We start from the raw sequence: 15,779 nt of genomic DNA on the forward strand, positions 1-15,779 counted from the left end.
CCGGGCACCAATCCGAACGCGCCGAAGATCGGCCTCGCGGACCGCCTCAAGGAGCTCAAGGTCACGCCGGAGCAGGTCAAGTACGTCGGCATCAGCCACTTTCACCCGGACCATACCGGCCAGCTCGTGCCGTTCGCGAACGCGACGCTGTTCATCGGCAAGGGCGACTGGGACCAGATCACCTCGCCGACGCCGATGCAGGGCGCCAACGTCGCGGGCTTCAAGAGCTGGATCGATGAAAAGCGGAAGGTCGAGCCGCTGACCGCGGACAAGGACGTGTTCGGCGACGGCACCGTGGTCGTTCTCCGGGCGCCGGGTCACACCCCGGGCCATAGCGCCCTGCTCGTCCGGTTGAAAGACACCGGTCCGTTCCTGCTCACCGGCGACGCGGTCCACTTCCACGAGAACTACGAAAAGGACGGCGTGCCGGTCTTCAACTTCGACCGCGCACAGACCGTCGCCTCGATCGAGCGCATGAAGCAGATCGTCGGGAACGTCAAGGCGACCGTCATCATCCAGCACGACCTGCGTGACATCGGCAAGCTGCCGGCGTTCCCGGCGGCCGCGAAGTAGCACCAGACCACGTCGAGGAGACTTCGATGAGTGTTCACACGTCGCAACGGCCGGACATGGCGTCAGGGCTTCCCTACGAGCGGCGCCGCCTGGAAGACGTCGGCTACATGACCTGCATGACCCTCACGCTGCTGGGCAACTATGCCCAGACCGGGCATTTCGGCGGTCCGCTCGCCTACACCCCGTTCAACGTGGCGGCGCACCTGGCCGGGCCCGAGCTGGGCGGGCTCCGCTACGACTACCGGCGCCCCAAGCATCCGTACGGCGACAAGTTCATGCTGGCCGCCGGACACTGCGCCCCCACCTGCTACGCGCTGTGGATGATCCTGGGCCAGGCGCTCTACCGGAAGCATCACGCGACGGGCGATCGCCGTTATCACGTGGCGCCGGACGTCGCCATGCTCCCGGTCGACGCGCTCGGATTCCGCCGCGGCGCCGGCGCGCTGCGGACGCTGCTCGCGGACCAGGGGTTGTCGGACCATCCGCTGTTCGCCCAGGCCAGGGGGCGCGGCATCCGGGCGCTGTCCGGGCACATCGAGTCCACCGATCTCACCAACGACGTCAATGGCGGCCCCTCGGGCGTCGGGGTCGCGACGGCCGCGGGAAAGGCGGCGTTCTGGGACATCATGGGCGCTCCCATGGGGACGCCGAAGGTCATCGCGCTCGAGGGCGAGTTCGCCATGACCGAGGGACACGCCCAGGAGCTCAAGACCCAGGCCATCGCGCTGCAGGTCGGCAAGCGGCTCCGGATCTTCCTGTCCGACAACAACGCGGGCATCGACGATTCGCTGATCGGAGGCGTGGTGGCAAGCAAGTTCACGGGCTATCGCCTGATCGATCAGTGGACCTCGTACGGGTGGAACGTGCTCTCGCTGCCGGATGGTCACGACTACGACCAGATCGTGGGCGCGCTGCGGACCATGGAGGCCTGGGACCCCACCGATCGCCGGCCGATGATCGTGATCGGCACAACCACGAAGGGATACTGGCCCGGTGCGGTGAACGGCAAGATCCCCGGCGCGGGCGACCAGGTCGTGGGCTACCCGAGCCATCCGTACGGGATGAAGATGAACTCGGAATACTTCCTTGGCCTGGCGCGCACCTTCGAGGCCCGCTACGGCGTCGAGTTCCAGGGGATCAGCCAGGGGCCGGTCACCGACCCGCGGGAGCGGCTCATCCAGTTCAAGACCAACATCGACGTCGTCATGTCGGTCCTCGAGCGCGATGGCCTCGGGGACTGGCTGGCCGATCGTCTGGTCGAGATCGGCGACTCGGTGCCGGCCGAGATCCCGCTCCGCGTCGACGTGAAGCACGACCCATTCCTGGACGACCGGCTCAAGGTCGCCAATCTTCCCGAGGAGCCGCAGACGCTCACGGTTCGGAATTCGGTCTCGGGCAAGGAGAAGCAGCTCAAGATCTCGCTGTTCCGCAAGGCGGGCGAGACGGCGGGCGCCCGACGGGCCGTGTCGGAGATCGTCAAGTGGGCGAACCACGTCACCGACAACCGCGTATTGACCCTGGCGGCCGACCTCTCGGAATCGATCAACCTCGAGCACGGCAGCATCTGGGGCCACTACGATCCCGAGACCAACCCGCTGGGGACGAGGCTCAAGGCCGCGATCGAGGAAGCGGGCAACGCGTCGACCGCCATCGGCCTGGTCGGCCAGAGCGCGTCGCTGAACCCCGATCAGTTTGCGGGGGTGTGGGCGTTCAGCGGCACCTACGGCGCCTTCACGCCGCTGATGTACCTGCCCGCGCGCGTCTGGAGCCAGCAGAACCAAGACAGCAAGTTCCGCACCGGCGTCCTGCACATCCTCGCCGGGCACTCCGGCCCGGAGACCGCGGCCGACGCGCGCACCCACTTCGGGATCTTCGCGCCCCAGGTATGGAAGCTGTTCCCGCGTGATCAGGTGATCAACCTGAGCTTCTGGGACTACAACGACGTGGCCCCCGGCTACTTCGCCGCCGCCGAGATCGCCGCGCGCGAGAAGAAGGTCGGCGTCATCGTCATCGAGGTGGCCCGCCCGGACTTCCGCGTGGCCGACCGCAACACGTTCGCCGACTCCGATCTGCGGGCTGCCGCCAAGGGTCTCTACGTCATCCGCGACTTCGCGCCGGGCCAGCCGCGACACGGCTACGTCGTGGCCCAGGGATCGAGCTCGACGTTCAACCTCGTGAGCGTGCTGCCGCGGCTGACGCAGGCGGGCATCAACGTGAAGGTCATCGCGGCGATCAGCGAGGAGCTGTTCGACCGCCAGCCTGAAGCGTACCGGAACGGCGTGCTGCCGCCCGAGGCCCGCCAGGATCTGATGTTCGTGATGAGTGGAACGCGCCGCATGTGGCCGTTGCGCAACGTCGGCTCGCTGACCGATGAGTACTCCCTCACCGCCGACCAGGACAACGTGTGGCTGACCGGCGGCACCGAGGCGGACGTGATCGCCGAGGCGCGCCTGGACGCGGACTCGATCTTCGCCGGGGTGCAGCGGTTCGCCCAGGAGCGTCCGACACGCCTGAGCCGACAGCGCGCACTGCTGAACGCGCTGGGACAGACGTCATGATCTCGGCGGCGGGGAGGGCCCGGACGCTTTCTCCGGGGCGAAGGGTCAGATGAAGTGTATCGGTGTACTGGGAGGCATCAGCCCGCAGGCGACGATGGACTTCGAGGCGCGCGTGCACCGCATCTCGCAGCAGCTCATTCCCCAGGACTTCAACCGCGGCTACCCGCCCATGGTGGTCTGGTATCACCGGCGGCCACCGGTCCGCCTGGATGCCGACGGCCGAGCCATCCTGCCCATGGAGGTCGATCCCGCGCTGGTCGAGGCGGCCGCCTGGCTCGGCAACATGACCGACTTCCTGGTCATCCCCTGCAACGCCGCCCATGTCGGGCTGGACGCGATCCAGAAGGCCGCCGGCCGGCCGGTGCTCAGCATGATCGAGATCACGGCCGACGAGGTCGCGCGGAGAGGATGGCGCCGCACCGGCGTGCTGGGCTTCGCCGGCCCGCCGCAGCCGCATGTCGATGCGCTCGGTCGGCGCGGCATCCGGTGCGAGGGCGTGGATCCGACCGCGCAGGCCCCGCTCGATGCCGGTATCCGTGCCGTCGCCGAGGGCGGCAATGGCCCGGCGGATGCGCGCGCGGCGCGAACCGCGGTGGATCGGTTGAGGGCCGTACCCGTGGACGGCGTCGTCCTCGCCTGCACGGAGATCCCCCTGCTGCTGGGCGAGGACGCCGAGGCCGAGGATCTGGTGAGTCCGGCCGCGCTACTGGCCGAGGCCGCGGTGCGCATGGCCATCGCCAACGGGCCAGACCGGCCGTAGCGCCGACCGCGCCGACAAGGAGTCGACCATGCTGATCGTCGACGCGCAGATTCACCTCTGGAACGCGGGCAACCCCACCAGCCCGTGGCACCGGCAGATTCCCGCCTATCTCGAAGACGATGCCCTGAAGGAAATGGACGCCGGCGGAGTCGACGCCGCCATCCTGACGCCGCACACGCCGTGGGATCCGAACGCGAACGAGCTCTGCATCGACGCGGCACGTGCGCATCCCGAGCGGTTCGCCATCCTCGGCAACTTCCCCCTCGACAACCCGGAGAGTCGCGCGCTGGTCGACACCTGGAAGCAGCGCCCGGGCATGCTCGGCTGCCGCTTCACCTTCATCGGCCCGGAGCAGGAGAAGTGGCCCACGGACGGCACCGTCGACTGGCTGTGGCCCGCGGCCGAGCGGGCCGGCCTGCCGATCGCGATGATGGCGGCGAACTTCCTTCCGAAGGTCGCCGAGGTCGCCCGGCGGTACCCGAACCTCAAGCTGATCCTCGATCACCTCGGTCGCCCGCGGGGGAACGCGAGCCCGAGTGAGCGGTGGGCGAATCTGGCGGAGGTGCTCGCGCTCGCGAAATATCCCAACGTCGCGATGAAGGCCACCGGTGCGCCGAGCTACTCCGATCAGCCCTACCCGTTTCGCGACATCCACGACAATCTGCACCGCCTCTACGACGCCTTCGGCCCCGCGCGGTGGTTCTGGGGCACCGACATCACGCGCATGCCGTGCCCGTGGCGCCAGTGCGTCACGCTGTTCACGGAAGAGCTGCCCTGGCTGAAGGGCCGCGACCTCGACCTCGTCATGGGCCGGGCGGCCTGTGACTGGCTGGGCTGGACACGATAGGAGGGACGAAATGAGACCCAACAAGCTGCGCCAGCTCCTGAAGGCCGACAAGCCCACGCTGTCCACCCACATCCACACCACCTGGCCGTCCGTGGTGGAAGCTATCGGGCACACGGGACTCTACGACTACGTCGAGTTCGTGGGCGAGTACGGCCCCTTCGACCTCCACGACCTCGACAACCTCGCCCGGGCCAGCGACATCTACAACATCTCGATGCAGCTCAAGGTCGACCAGGAGCCGCGGGGCTTCCTCGCCCAGCGCGCGATCGGCTCCGGCTTCCACAGCATCCTGTTCGCCGACTGTCGCTCCGCCGCCGACGTGCAGGAGTGCGTGCGCATCGTGCGCGCGGAAACGCCGGAGGACAAGGGCACCTACGGGGTGGCCACCCGCCGGTTCACCTACATGGGTTACGGCGGGACCAAGGAATACGTCCAGGCCCTGCGCGACATCGTGGTGGCCATCATGATCGAGAAGCCGGGTACGGTCGACACGCTCGAGGAGGTCCTGAAGGTCCAAGGCATCGACATGGTGCAGTGGGGCGGCTCCGACTACTCGATGGGCATGGGACGGCCGGGCGAGCGCTACTCCCCGGAGCTACGCGTGGTCGAGCGCCGCGTGTTCGAGACCGCTATCAAGATGGGCGTGCCGCCCCGCGCCGAGATCGCCACCGCCGATCAGGCCAAGTACTTCCTCGACATGGGCGTCCGGCACTTCTCGGTCGGCACCGACATCACGATCCTGCACCAGTGGTGGAAGTCCCAGGGCGAGGACCTGCGCAAGGCCCTCGGCCACTGATCGGCGGCAGATCCGCCGAGCCGGCGAGGTCAGAGCGCGGCAGAACGGTCCTTCCGGGTGCGAGATCGCGACGCCGTTCCGTGTCGCGGTCGGGTTACCGCGCGCCGGCGACCGCTGCCGTTCGCGGAGCGCCGGCCAATTAGCGAACCTTGTAGGCGATCAGCTCCCGCTCCCGGACGCCATAGGCGAAGACGCTCCTCTCGCGGACCATCTGCTTCACGGGCAGCGAGTACCAGATCTCGAGCGATAGGGCACCGGTCGCGGCATGTCGGCAGACGACCTTGACAGCGTCGAAGGTGCCGGCGGGTACGGTGATCGTATCGTCGGAGGACTCGCAGACGCGGACGTGGTGCTCGACCTGGCTCTCGGCCGGCTGCTCGGCGGCGAAGCGCACTTCCCACCTGGCGCCGGCGCGGAACGGCCAGGGCGCCCACGGCGTCGGCGGTGTGTGCCGGTACTCGACCGTCCCGTTCACCTTGTCCATGTAGTACGCGAGGTCCTTCTTACGATAGTAGATGTCGCGCGTGGGACCGGACCGAAGGACGTAGAAGGCCTCCCCGTCGAGCGTGTCCTCGTGATCGAAGGACCAGATGAAGGTCCCCTGGCCCAGGGGACTTTGCCACCGGTAGGCCCATTCGTCACCGCGCTTCCATTCCGGCGCAAACCGTGGAGGAGTCCCAGCCGTCGGTGCCGGGCCCGAGGCCAAGCGAGGGGCTCGGCCTGCGCCGAGACCGCGCTCCGCCTGCTCGGCCTCGGCTTGTCGCAGGCACGCGCGCCACGGCTCGAGGTCGCGGTCCGAGACGCCAGCCGCGAATTTGACCCAGATCTCCCCATCCCGGTCGATGGTGTTGAAGATGAGCCCGGGGTAGTCGCGGCACTTCTTCCACCTCTCCCACGCCAGTTCCTGCGCGAGGTTGTTCGCGCAGGCGGCCAGGCCCCAGGCGAGGGAGACGGCGGCGACGACCATCCATATCGAGCGACGTTCACGAGCGCTTCGCATCGTGTCTCCTTCCCGCGCCACGAACCCTCCGGAGTCTTACCCGTCGAAGCTTGGTCCCAGGAACGCCGTGCGCCGTTGAATTCGACCCCAATCCATCGATCCCGGCAAGCCGAAGCAGAACACCTCGTCCCGAACAGCAACAGCCCGCACCACGAATTGATGGCCGGAACCCGCGCATCTGGCTCAATGAGCACCGCCAGCCGGCACAGCGGCAATGCCATCACCTGGAGGCTGGCGGGTAACTCTAATCGCGGCATGGTCCTTGCTGATCAGCCGGGCTAAAGGGAGGACGACTATGGACGAGCGATCCAAGCGGAGTCAGACGGGCACCGTATCCGCCGGCGCACATCGAGCGGGATTCACCCAGGACCATCGCGTCAGCGACATCGTCCGGGAAGTCATGAGCCCCTGCCCGCGGGCGTTGAAGCCCGACGCGACGGTACTGGAGGCGGCGGAGGTGATGCGGCGCGATGACATCGGCGACGTGCTGGTGATGGCGGACGCCGGCCGCGTATTGGTGGGGATCCTGACAGACCGCGACATCGTGGTGCGCGCGCTGGCCGAAGGCCGGGATCCGGCCCAGACGCGAGTCGAGGACGTGTGCAGCCGCCAGGTCGTCACGGTCGGACCTGAGGACAGCGTGGGTCACGCGGTGCGCGTCATGCGCGAGAAGGCGATCCGCCGCATCCCGGTGGCCGACGGCAGCCAGGTGGTGGGCATACTCACACTCGGCGACATCGCAGTAGAGCGCGATTCACGCACTGCCCTGGCCGACGTCTCTGCGGCGCCCCCCAATACATGAGGGGTCGGCGGATCTACGCGACGGGGTAGTTCGACCCGGTAGAGTGTGCCCGCACCCGGAGGCCCGTGCGACGGCTAACTTGGTTGCCGGTGACGACCGCCTTGCCCGCGCCGAGGCCGCGAGGATCATCGATTCTTGACGAAAAAGAATGGGCCGTGACAGGGCTCGGAGATGCCCTTTATCGCGACGTCGGTCCCCTCCCGCGTGGTCGCCATGCCTTCGACGACGTCACAGGCTTTCTTGGGGCCCACGATGTAGAGCGTCATCGGCAGTTCTCCGACCGGGACGCCGAAGGGGCCGCGCTGCCGTTCCCTGTAGGTGAATGCCCACGCTTCCAGATCCGTAGCCTTCTCGACGAGCGCCACCGACTCGCAGGAGTCGAAGCCATTGATGCACGCCGGAGCGATGACACGGAGGGAACCCTTGGTATTGAGGGCGCCCGGGGTACCTTTCGAGCGGACGGCGTTGAGCGCGATGCCTGCTTCGCAGCCAACCGCCAACATCACCACGAGCAGGCCCGTAACCGCCGCCCTCACCTGCCCGCACCTGGGGTACTTTGGCATCCGGCGCTCCTCCTTGCTGAGGGCAACAGGCAAAGCGCATGCCGACAGGATTCGGTCGAATTTCCAAAGTAATTGCCGCGACATCCGGAAAGGAAATACCGGGGTGTTCTTACGTCCCGTACGCTACGTCAGGTCGATCCAGTAGCGGCGTTTTGGCTTGTCGAGATCCGGGCCGTGGACGACGTTCTCGAGAATGCCGCCGTTCTTCTCGATCGTTCTGATCGATCCGATGTTGTCGTCGTCGCACGTCACGAGAATGCGCCGAGCACCGCACTTCTCGCGAGCGATGTGCAGCGACTGGCGGAGAATCTCGGTGGCATAGCCACGTCTTCGAAACTCGGGGACCACGACGTAGCCGATGTGCCCGCCGAGACGATGGAGAAAGTCATTGAGTGAGTGCCGGATCGAGACGCGCCCCACTATTCGGCTGCCGACCAACGCAAACAGAAACGTCGCCGGAACATGGTCCGGCGACGGGAGGTTCACGCCCCGCTCCTGCTCGGCGAGGAGCTCGAGATAGCGACGAAAGGGCATGCCCTCCTCGTAGTAATGGAGGAAGGACGGAACGTCGGGGGAAGTGGCCCGATGAGCCCGGAGGACTTCTTCCTCCTCCTCTTGCGTCGGCAGTCTCAGCGTCAGATCTGGTCGCATCCCGGTCTCACATGCCGCCAGCTCGGTTCGGAGTCGCGGACGCGGTGGCTCGTCTATGCTCCCTGTGCGTTCCAGATGTCACGATGCAACCGCCACTGCCCATCAACCTTCTTCCACACCACGACGAACTTCACAACTGCTGTCTGTCTTTTCCCCGGCTCGGCCTCGAAGCTCAGTGTCGCCTCGCCGACCTCGGAGGCTGCGTCGCCTGCAATCTCGAGGTCGATCGTATCGAGCCTCATCTCCCTGAGCCCCATCTGGCTGATCGTAGAGGCCCACATGTGCTTGATGTTCTCGCGTCCCTTGACCACCGGCCCGTCCGGCGGGAGAGCCATGGCATCCTGGGTGTACAGCAACGCCATGCGATCGATGTCGCTCTTGCGGGTGGCTTCCTCGAAGCTTCGATTCACTGCGGCGATATCGGCTCGACTCATCACACCCTCCTGTTGATCGTCGCTCAGTCAATCTCCTCGGTACATCCTGGTCGCGTTGGCCACGTTCTGGTTCCCGCGGAAGAAGTTGTCGGGATCGTACTTCGCCTTGACCGTGGCGAGCCGGTCATAGTTCGTTCCGTAGGCGGCGCGGACGCGGTCCCCCTCGTCTTCGCCGAGATCGTTCACGTAGACGGCACGCTCGAGATGGGGCTCGAGCCGGTCATAGAGCGCCCGCGTCCAGCGGATGCTCCTCTCGTCGTCGGCCGGCCCGTCCCACTGGGTAAGGGCCATGCAATCCCACTGTTCGTGACGATGCGCGAACGCGGTCTCGGCCGGTGGCACTCGCGCGGCCGCCCCATGCATCTGCTGGAGCGCGATCATGCTGTGGGGCGTGGGCTGGGTGGCCGCGAAGTGCACCAGCACGTCGATCGTCTCCGGGTCGAGCCGACGAAGGAACCCGGCCTTCCAGTAGTGCCGGCGGCCGCGGGGGAAGGCAGCGTCACCACCCCGCTGCAGGTCGACATAGCCCATGGGGGCAATGGCATCGGCCAGAGGATGCTCGCACGACCGCAGCGGCTTCAGGGCCTGACGGCCGGCATCCAGCGACCCGATCCAGGCCACCGCGATGGCGAGCACCGGCGCGCCATCGTCGGCGGTGGCGAAGGCCGCGTTGGCGCTGAGCTCGTCGGGACATCCGCCTGCGAACTCCTCGTAGAAGCGCAGCACGCGCTTCGCTTGCGCGAGAGGCCACGCGACCGATCCGGCGAGCACCGGCCCGACTTCGTGCAGGCGGTACTCGAACGACGTGACGACACCCAGGTTGGCCCCGGCGCCGCGCACGGCCCAGAACAGGTCCGGGTAGTCGGTCGGGCCGACGCTCAGCAGCTTGCCATCGGCGGTCACGATGTCGACGGACAGGAGATTGTCGCAGGCGAGCCCGTGCTTGCCGCCGAGCCAGCCGATGCCGCCGCCCAGCGTCAGTCCCGCGATGCCGGTGGCCGAGACGATCCCGGTGGGGGTAGCGAGGCCGAACCGCTGACAGTCGCGGTCGAGCTCACCGAGCGTCAGGCCGGGCTCGGCCCGCGCGGTGCGCCGAACGGGATCCACCCGCACACTCTTCATCGGGGCCAGATCGATCATCAGCCCGTCCTCGCATACGGCCTTGCCGGAGACATTGTGGCCCCCGCCCCGGATCGAGACCTCGAGGCCGCGAGCGCGGGCAAAGTCCACGCACGCGACGACATCGGCGGCGCTGGCGCAGCGCGCGATGATCGCCGGACGATGATCGATCATGGCGTTGAAGATCCGCCGCGCATCGTCATAACCGGGATCCCGCGCAAGCAGCACGCCGCCGCGCAGGGCCAAACGGAGATCTCCGAGGGCCGTATCGCCGATCGCGGTCGCCTGGTTCATCGTGGCTTCCTCCTCTCTGACCTGGTCCGGAGTGGGTATGACCTTCGTACCGGCTCGACACGAGAGCCTGGCGAACCGTCTCCTCTGCCGCCAGCCAGAGCGGCACTCCGAGGGCGAACAGGATGCCGAAGAGCGTTTCGCCGAGGCCCCCGCCTACGACGGTGAGGTCGTGCAAAATCGGCTCCGGTAGCCCCGGGGGCTCACGCCCAGGACGCGGCGAAACGCGACGCGCATCGTCTCATCGCTACCGAACCCGCAGGCGGCGGCGACGTCCCCGACCCCGCGCGAAGTCTCCTCGAGCAGGCGCCGCGCCGCCTCTACCCGGACGCGCTCGACGAAGCGCCCGGGGGTCATCCCGACTTCGCGCACGAACACCCGGAAGAAGTTTCGCGGGCTCATCGAGACGCGACGGGCAAGGGAGTCGATCGACAGATCGGCGCGGAGATGCTCGATGACCCACGCCTGCAAGTCCCGCAGCGGCTGGTGCTCGGCCATCTGCGTCGAGAGCTGGGCACTGAACTGAGCCTGGCCGCCCGGTCGCTTCAGGAAAACGACCATCCACTGTGCCACCGCCAGCGCGATGCGGCGGCCGAGATCCTCCTCCACGAGGGACAGGACGAGGTCCACGCCGGCGGTAGCGCCGGCCGAGGTGTAGACGGCGCCGTCGCGCACGAAGATGGGATCGCTCTGGACGATCACCCGCGGAAACCGCCGCGCCAACTCGTCGCAGAACGCCCAATGCGTGGTGGCGGTTCGGCCGTCCAGGAGTCCGGCCTCGGCCAGGACGAAGCTGCCGGTGCAGAGGCCCACGATCCGCCGGACTCGGGGCGCCGTCCGGGCCAGCCAGCGGACGAGGTCGAGATCCCGGCGGGCGTCGTCCGGCCGGTCAACCCCGGTGACGATGAGGGTGTCGATGGGGCCACGAACGGGGCGATACGAGCGATCGGCGACCAGGCGGAGCCCGGGCCAGGCGCAGACCGTGGGTACCGGGGACACCACCTCCACCGCGTAGCCCTGATCGGAGGCGCCCGCCTCGGCGAGGCGCTCGTTCACCGCATAGAAGATGTCGAGGACCCCACCGACCTCGACCACTTCCGCGCACGGCATCGCGAGCATGACGACGCGCCGAGAAGCCATGGCCGCCTCCTTCCCCGGGCGCTGCCCGGGTGCTCTCTTGTCTCACCGGCCTGCACCTGGCAGCAATGACAATTAGCCCAGGAATCTTGCCAAGGGTACCGCCGGGGCGCCCCGGCATCCCGCTGTGCGTATTCCAGGACCGGTTGCACCGGCATGGCCGCTGCACGACTATGGGGCATGGACCGGCCCGAGACACGCTTCGCATGGAACGGCGACGTCTCGCTCGCCTACCAGGTCTGCGGAGAGGGTTCAACTGACCTCGTCTATCTCCAGGGCTACTGCTCCAACGTCGACGTGAACTGGGAGAGTGCCGCGCTCTCCCGCTTCTTGCGTGGTCTGGCAAGGTACACCCGCCTGATCGTGACCGACCGCCGCGGCTGGGGCTGCTCCGAGCGGTTCACGCCGGGGTCCGTGCCAGACATCGACAACCTGACGGACGACGTCCTCGCGGTGCTCAAGGCGACGCGGTCGGAGCGCGCGTCGATCATGGCCACGTACGAATCCACGATCGTGGCGTCACTCTTCGCGGCCACGTATCCCGAGCGCACGAGATCACTCATCCTCATCGACCCGCAGGTCACCTACCTCCCGACCGAGGAGACGCCCTGGATGCCTTCGCGGGCGCGCTGGCAGGAGCAGATCCAGGCCGTGCGCGACACCTGGGGCACGCTGGACTGGTGGGACGCCCCCGCCGGGCCGGAGCGCGAGTGGTTCGCCCGCTACGCTCGGGGCTCGGTCACGCCCGGCGGGCTGGCGGCCGAGCTCACGAGCTACCTGCACACGGACATCCGCGCCGTACTTTCTACGATTCAGGTTCCCACCCTCGTGCTCGTCGACAGCGATCGTTTCTACGAGGTGCTCCCCGAGACCGGGCACTTCGTCGCCCGCAAGATCCCGGGCGCCCGCGTCATCGAGCATTCGAGCCGCGGTGGGCCGCACTTCCACTGGTACGCGCGGGGCGAGCCGATCGTTGCCGAGGTGCGACGATTCCTCGCCGAGATCGGTGAGGAGGAGGCGTCGTTCGACCGCATCCTCGCGACCATCCTCTTCACCGACATCGTCGAGTCGACGCGGCGCGCCGCCGAGCTCGGCGACCGGCGCTGGCGCGACGTGGTGCTGCGGCACCACTCGACGGTGCGAGGGCTGCTCGCCCGCTATCGGGGGAACGAGATTGACACGGCGGGCGACGGCTTTTTCGCCTCGTTCGACGGGCCCGCCCGCGCCGTCCGCTGTGCCATGGCGATTGCCGACGCGGTGCGGCCGCTCGGGATCGAAGTGCGCGCCGGGCTCCATACCGGTGAGGTGGAGCGAATAGGGGTCAAGCTCGGAGGGCTCGCCGTCAACATCGGCGCTCGCGTGGCGGCCCTGGCCCATCCGTCGGAGGTACTCGTATCCCAGACCGTACGGGACCTCATGTTCGGATCCGGCCTGACCTTCGCCGACCGTGGCTCGCACGAGCTCAAGGGCGTGCCCGGTGTGTGGGGTTTGTACGCGGCCCGGAAGGAAGGTGGCGGGCCCGACCCGCTCGCCTCGCCGGCGTGATGTTTGGGTTCCTGCACGAGGGCCGTCATCCCTCCTCGGTGGTGCGGCTTGGACCGCGGAGGCCAATGACGCTTTGCTGCACTTCGTTCTCCGGGAGCGCCCGCATCGGAATCGGAATCCAGACTTCCCGACTGAAGTTGTACTCGTACACCGCGCCGTTCGCCGTCAAGCCATAGAGCACAGCACCCTTTGCCGTCACTGCGGTTATGATCTGGACGAAGCTCACCGTCTCGATCGTCATCCCTGCCTCCTCTTGGTCTTGGACCGGTCACTCCCGGGCCACTTCGGGCACTTCGGCATCCTTCGCTCCTCTCCGCCGAGCACCGGCAGCACAGCGCATGCGGACGGAATGCGGTCGCATTCCATCCAGTCTTCCGGCCGCCGCGCAGGTGCGTGACCAGTCAGGCCACGCCGACGACGAGCAGGGCTTCGCCCGGCGCCGCGAATCCATCCGGCCCCACGAAGGGCTGGAGCGTCTGGTTGATCTCGGCCCACGCGGCGGCCCGGTCATCCTCGCTCAACTCACCCAGGAGCTTCACGAGCAGCGGCTGTGCGTCCTGCACATTGCGCAGGGCGTCCGCCAGCGATGGAAATCGGTAGACGAAGGGCACCGGCCGAACGTCCACGTCCCGAAACCCGGCCCGCTGAAACGCATCCCGCAGCGTGGTCGGATCGTTGAGCGCCCACTGTCCGGGACCTGATTCGGGAAACGGCTTACCGGCCCGACGGCTGGCGATCGCGTACGGGGCGGCGCGAAACGGGTTCCTCTCGACAGCCGAGAAGACCGCCGCCGCGAATCTGCCGCCGCGCTTCACCACCCGCCGGACTTCAGCCAGCGCTCGCTGGACATCTGGGATGAATTGGAGGCTGAAGCGCGCCATTGCCGCGTCAAACGAGCCGGCCTCCAGCTCGATCCGCTGAGCATCCATCACCCGCGTCTCAACGTTCGACAAGTCGGCCGCGCGGGCTGCCTCCTGCGTGAGCGCGAGCATGGAGGCAGAGATATCGGTCGCCAGCACCATGCCACCCGGGCCGATGCGACGGGCTGCCAACAACGTCTGGTCACCCGTGCCCGCCCCCAGATCGAGCACCTGACTGCCGATGGTGACCCCGGCCAGATCGAGCATCAGCTCGGTCAGCGGATCCAGGGCCCGGGCACGCGCCGCCGCTCCCCTCTTCCATCCGCTCGCCGCGTCTCCGGATGCCCAGGCCTCGCCGGACTCGCTCGGCCTCGGCCGATCCATGGTCATAGCTCCACCTTCTGTGTTCCCCGCGCCGGCGAGCGGGGCCAGCCTCATGAGTTGCGGGGGTCCGCGCGCGGGGCGGTCACTCCCTCGGCGTGCTCAGCGGCCGGGCGCCGTTCTCATGGATCGAAGTCCGAGCGCCCCTGTCTCCACCGCCGCCCGCTGCAGCCAGAACTGCATGTCCATCTCGCGGTACATCGTCGCCGCGATGGTGAGGTGTTCGTGCGCCTGCTCGAGCCTACCCGTGCGCCGGTAGAGCTTGCCGAGGCCGAGGTGGCAGTGAGCGACGAGCGGGCGCATGGCGCGCGGCTCGGCGAGCGCCAGGGCCTCGCGGTAGTGGACCTCGCCGCGGACGGCATCGAAGCAGTCGGGATGGGTCGCGACCTCGCCGAGCAGATGCAGCGCATGGGCGACGGTGCCGCGGCGAAACGAAACGTGTCTGATCGCACGTTCGGCCAGACTCCGCGCCTGGTCGAGCCGGCCGAGGAGCAGAGCAGCCTGTCCCAGCGACATGTAGCCCCCGAGTCCACGCGCCACTTGACTTTCGAGGAGCTGCTCGCCTTCTCGAAGCCGGGTCAGCGCCTCCCTGGACTCACCCAGCCGGGCGAGGATCCAGGCGGAAAAAGCTATGGCTCCCGGAAGGTTGAGGCCGACGTTTCCCGTTCGGACCACCGCGATACCGCGCTCGATCGATGAGCTCGCCTGAGTCCAGTCACCTTTGTGGAGGTGGATCCAGCTTGCGCAGAGGTGGGCCTCGCCGACGACGAACGGACGCTTCGTCGGCTCCGCGAGCCGGAGCACGTCCGCCGCATACCGGGTCGCTTCTGCGAATCGGCCGAGCTCGGCGAGGCTGTAGACCATCCACAGGCGATTGTAGGCCGCCATCGGCATGCTGATGCTTCCGGGACCCGGACGAAATACCCGACGGGATCATGATCGCACTGTGCCGACAGGGATCGTCTGCGCCAGGCGCTGCATCCGAACGTGGCGAAGCCAGGTACGTCAGCCGGCTGACCGGCAACTCGGTCACTGACCTAGCGTCGAGCGCCCCAGGTGTTCCAATGTGTACGCTCCCGAGCCGGGACCCGTTTCGCCGGCTTGAAGTCGTCACCCGTGAAGTAGGCAACGGGCAGGCAAACGCTCGTGGTCAGATTCTCGGGAAGCTGAAGGATTCCGGCGACCTCCTTTTCATAGGTGAAGACAATCGTGGTCCACGCGGCCCCCACCCCGCGCGCTCGAAGCGCCAGCATCAGTGGCCAGACGATCGGAAGAATGTTTCCGTACAGGCCAGCGAGGCGCTCGGGCGACCGGTTCTCCGGGCGACCCTCCGTGCACGCGATGATCAGGGCGGGGACGTCCTCAAAGTGATCGTGTAGAGCGATCCACGAAGCCGTGTGACGGGGCTGGGTCTGCATGCCTTCGGCAAGGGCCTTCGGCGGGTAGAACTGGACGAACGCCC

General features: G+C 67.6%; 17 protein-coding genes. 7 read left to right on the plus strand and 10 right to left on the minus strand.

Features of this window, described 5'->3' with window-relative positions; translation table 11 throughout:
- The 5 genes from VKN16_24540 to VKN16_24560 all read left to right on the plus strand — a co-directional run.
- A partial coding sequence (locus VKN16_24540; GenBank protein ID HME97387.1) for an N-acyl homoserine lactonase family protein occupies positions 1 to 573 on the plus strand: 573 nt, incomplete at its 5' end.
- 26 nt (positions 574 to 599) lie between these two features.
- Positions 600 to 3,131: a hypothetical protein gene (locus VKN16_24545; GenBank protein HME97388.1), complete on the plus strand. Its 2,532-nt coding sequence runs from the start codon at positions 600 to 602 to the stop codon at positions 3,129 to 3,131.
- Between the two features lie 49 nt (positions 3,132 to 3,180).
- On the plus strand, positions 3,181 to 3,891 hold the full coding sequence (locus VKN16_24550; protein HME97389.1) for an aspartate/glutamate racemase family protein: 711 nt from the start codon (positions 3,181 to 3,183) through the stop codon (positions 3,889 to 3,891).
- 28 nt (positions 3,892 to 3,919) lie between these two features.
- Positions 3,920 to 4,738, plus strand: coding sequence for an amidohydrolase family protein (locus VKN16_24555; GenBank protein HME97390.1), 819 nt, complete (start codon positions 3,920 to 3,922; stop codon positions 4,736 to 4,738).
- A gap of 10 nt (positions 4,739 to 4,748) precedes the next feature.
- Positions 4,749 to 5,534, plus strand: a complete 786-nt coding sequence (locus VKN16_24560; GenBank protein ID HME97391.1) for an aldolase/citrate lyase family protein — start codon at positions 4,749 to 4,751, stop codon at positions 5,532 to 5,534.
- A 139-nt stretch (positions 5,535 to 5,673) separates the two neighbouring features.
- Here VKN16_24560 and VKN16_24565 read toward each other — a convergent pair whose 3' ends face one another.
- Entirely contained in the window at positions 5,674 to 6,501 is an 828-nt protein-coding gene (locus VKN16_24565) for a hypothetical protein (GenBank protein ID HME97392.1), read from the minus strand.
- Positions 6,502 to 6,829: 328 nt separating this feature from the next.
- Between VKN16_24565 and VKN16_24570 the strand changes: the two genes are divergently transcribed.
- Positions 6,830 to 7,336, plus strand: a complete 507-nt coding sequence (locus tag VKN16_24570; protein HME97393.1) for a CBS domain-containing protein — start codon at positions 6,830 to 6,832, stop codon at positions 7,334 to 7,336.
- 125 nt (positions 7,337 to 7,461) lie between these two features.
- Here the strand turns inward: VKN16_24570 and VKN16_24575 are convergent, their stop codons facing one another.
- The 5 genes from VKN16_24575 to VKN16_24595 form a co-directional block, all read right to left on the minus strand.
- Positions 7,462 to 7,899 (minus strand): hypothetical protein, encoded by a 438-nt coding sequence (locus tag VKN16_24575; GenBank protein ID HME97394.1) that lies wholly within the window; start codon positions 7,897 to 7,899, stop codon positions 7,462 to 7,464.
- Positions 7,900 to 8,022: 123 nt separating this feature from the next.
- A complete protein-coding gene (locus tag VKN16_24580; GenBank protein ID HME97395.1) occupies positions 8,023 to 8,550 on the minus strand; it encodes a GNAT family N-acetyltransferase in 528 nt (175 codons plus the stop codon).
- Positions 8,551 to 8,603: 53 nt separating this feature from the next.
- A complete protein-coding gene (locus VKN16_24585) occupies positions 8,604 to 8,984 on the minus strand; it encodes an SgcJ/EcaC family oxidoreductase (GenBank protein HME97396.1) in 381 nt (126 codons plus the stop codon).
- 27 nt (positions 8,985 to 9,011) lie between these two features.
- Positions 9,012 to 10,349, minus strand: coding sequence for an FAD-binding oxidoreductase (locus tag VKN16_24590; protein ID HME97397.1), 1,338 nt, complete (start codon positions 10,347 to 10,349; stop codon positions 9,012 to 9,014).
- 201 nt (positions 10,350 to 10,550) lie between these two features.
- A complete protein-coding gene (locus tag VKN16_24595) occupies positions 10,551 to 11,534 on the minus strand; it encodes a GlxA family transcriptional regulator (GenBank protein ID HME97398.1) in 984 nt (327 codons plus the stop codon).
- Positions 11,535 to 11,711: 177 nt separating this feature from the next.
- On the opposite strand from VKN16_24595, the gene VKN16_24600 reads away from it, so the two are divergent.
- A complete protein-coding gene (locus VKN16_24600) occupies positions 11,712 to 13,076 on the plus strand; it encodes an adenylate/guanylate cyclase domain-containing protein (protein ID HME97399.1) in 1,365 nt (454 codons plus the stop codon).
- Between the two features lie 25 nt (positions 13,077 to 13,101).
- Here the strand turns inward: VKN16_24600 and VKN16_24605 are convergent, their stop codons facing one another.
- The 4 genes from VKN16_24605 to VKN16_24620 all read right to left on the minus strand — a co-directional run.
- On the minus strand, positions 13,102 to 13,317 hold the full coding sequence (locus tag VKN16_24605) for a hypothetical protein (protein ID HME97400.1): 216 nt from the start codon (positions 13,315 to 13,317) through the stop codon (positions 13,102 to 13,104).
- Between the two features lie 160 nt (positions 13,318 to 13,477).
- Complete coding sequence (locus VKN16_24610; GenBank protein HME97401.1) at positions 13,478 to 14,326, minus strand: methyltransferase domain-containing protein; 849 nt, start codon at positions 14,324 to 14,326, stop codon at positions 13,478 to 13,480.
- 93 nt (positions 14,327 to 14,419) lie between these two features.
- The gene (locus VKN16_24615; GenBank protein ID HME97402.1) at positions 14,420 to 15,211 is read right to left on the minus strand and encodes a hypothetical protein; all 792 of its coding nucleotides are present in this window, start codon (positions 15,209 to 15,211) and stop codon (positions 14,420 to 14,422) included.
- A gap of 143 nt (positions 15,212 to 15,354) precedes the next feature.
- Positions 15,355 to 15,779: nitroreductase (locus VKN16_24620; GenBank protein HME97403.1), on the minus strand; the 425-nt coding region annotated here is incomplete at its 5' end.

The sequence above is a fragment of the Candidatus Methylomirabilota bacterium genome, from assembly GCA_035315345.1.
GTDB lineage: Bacteria > Methylomirabilota > Methylomirabilia > Rokubacteriales > CSP1-6 > CAMLFJ01.

Coding starts and splice junctions, on each gene's coding strand:
- VKN16_24545 (HME97388.1), top strand. CDS start 600: ATGAGTGTTCACACGTCGCAACGGCCGGACATGGCGTCAGGGCTTCCC.
- VKN16_24550 (HME97389.1), top strand. CDS start 3,181: ATGAAGTGTATCGGTGTACTGGGAGGCATCAGCCCGCAGGCGACGATG.
- VKN16_24555 (HME97390.1), top strand. CDS start 3,920: ATGCTGATCGTCGACGCGCAGATTCACCTCTGGAACGCGGGCAACCCC.
- VKN16_24560 (HME97391.1), top strand. CDS start 4,749: ATGAGACCCAACAAGCTGCGCCAGCTCCTGAAGGCCGACAAGCCCACG.
- VKN16_24565 (HME97392.1), bottom strand. CDS start 6,501: ATGGTCGTCGCCGCCGTCTCCCTCGCCTGGGGCCTGGCCGCCTGCGCG.
- VKN16_24570 (HME97393.1), top strand. CDS start 6,830: ATGGACGAGCGATCCAAGCGGAGTCAGACGGGCACCGTATCCGCCGGC.
- VKN16_24575 (HME97394.1), bottom strand. CDS start 7,899: ATGCCAAAGTACCCCAGGTGCGGGCAGGTGAGGGCGGCGGTTACGGGC.
- VKN16_24580 (HME97395.1), bottom strand. CDS start 8,550: ATGCGACCAGATCTGACGCTGAGACTGCCGACGCAAGAGGAGGAGGAA.
- VKN16_24585 (HME97396.1), bottom strand. CDS start 8,984: ATGAGTCGAGCCGATATCGCCGCAGTGAATCGAAGCTTCGAGGAAGCC.
- VKN16_24595 (HME97398.1), bottom strand. CDS start 11,534: ATGGCTTCTCGGCGCGTCGTCATGCTCGCGATGCCGTGCGCGGAAGTG.
- VKN16_24600 (HME97399.1), top strand. CDS start 11,712: ATGGACCGGCCCGAGACACGCTTCGCATGGAACGGCGACGTCTCGCTC.
- VKN16_24605 (HME97400.1), bottom strand. CDS start 13,317: ATGACGATCGAGACGGTGAGCTTCGTCCAGATCATAACCGCAGTGACG.
- VKN16_24610 (HME97401.1), bottom strand. CDS start 14,326: ATGACCATGGATCGGCCGAGGCCGAGCGAGTCCGGCGAGGCCTGGGCA.
- VKN16_24615 (HME97402.1), bottom strand. CDS start 15,211: ATGCCGATGGCGGCCTACAATCGCCTGTGGATGGTCTACAGCCTCGCC.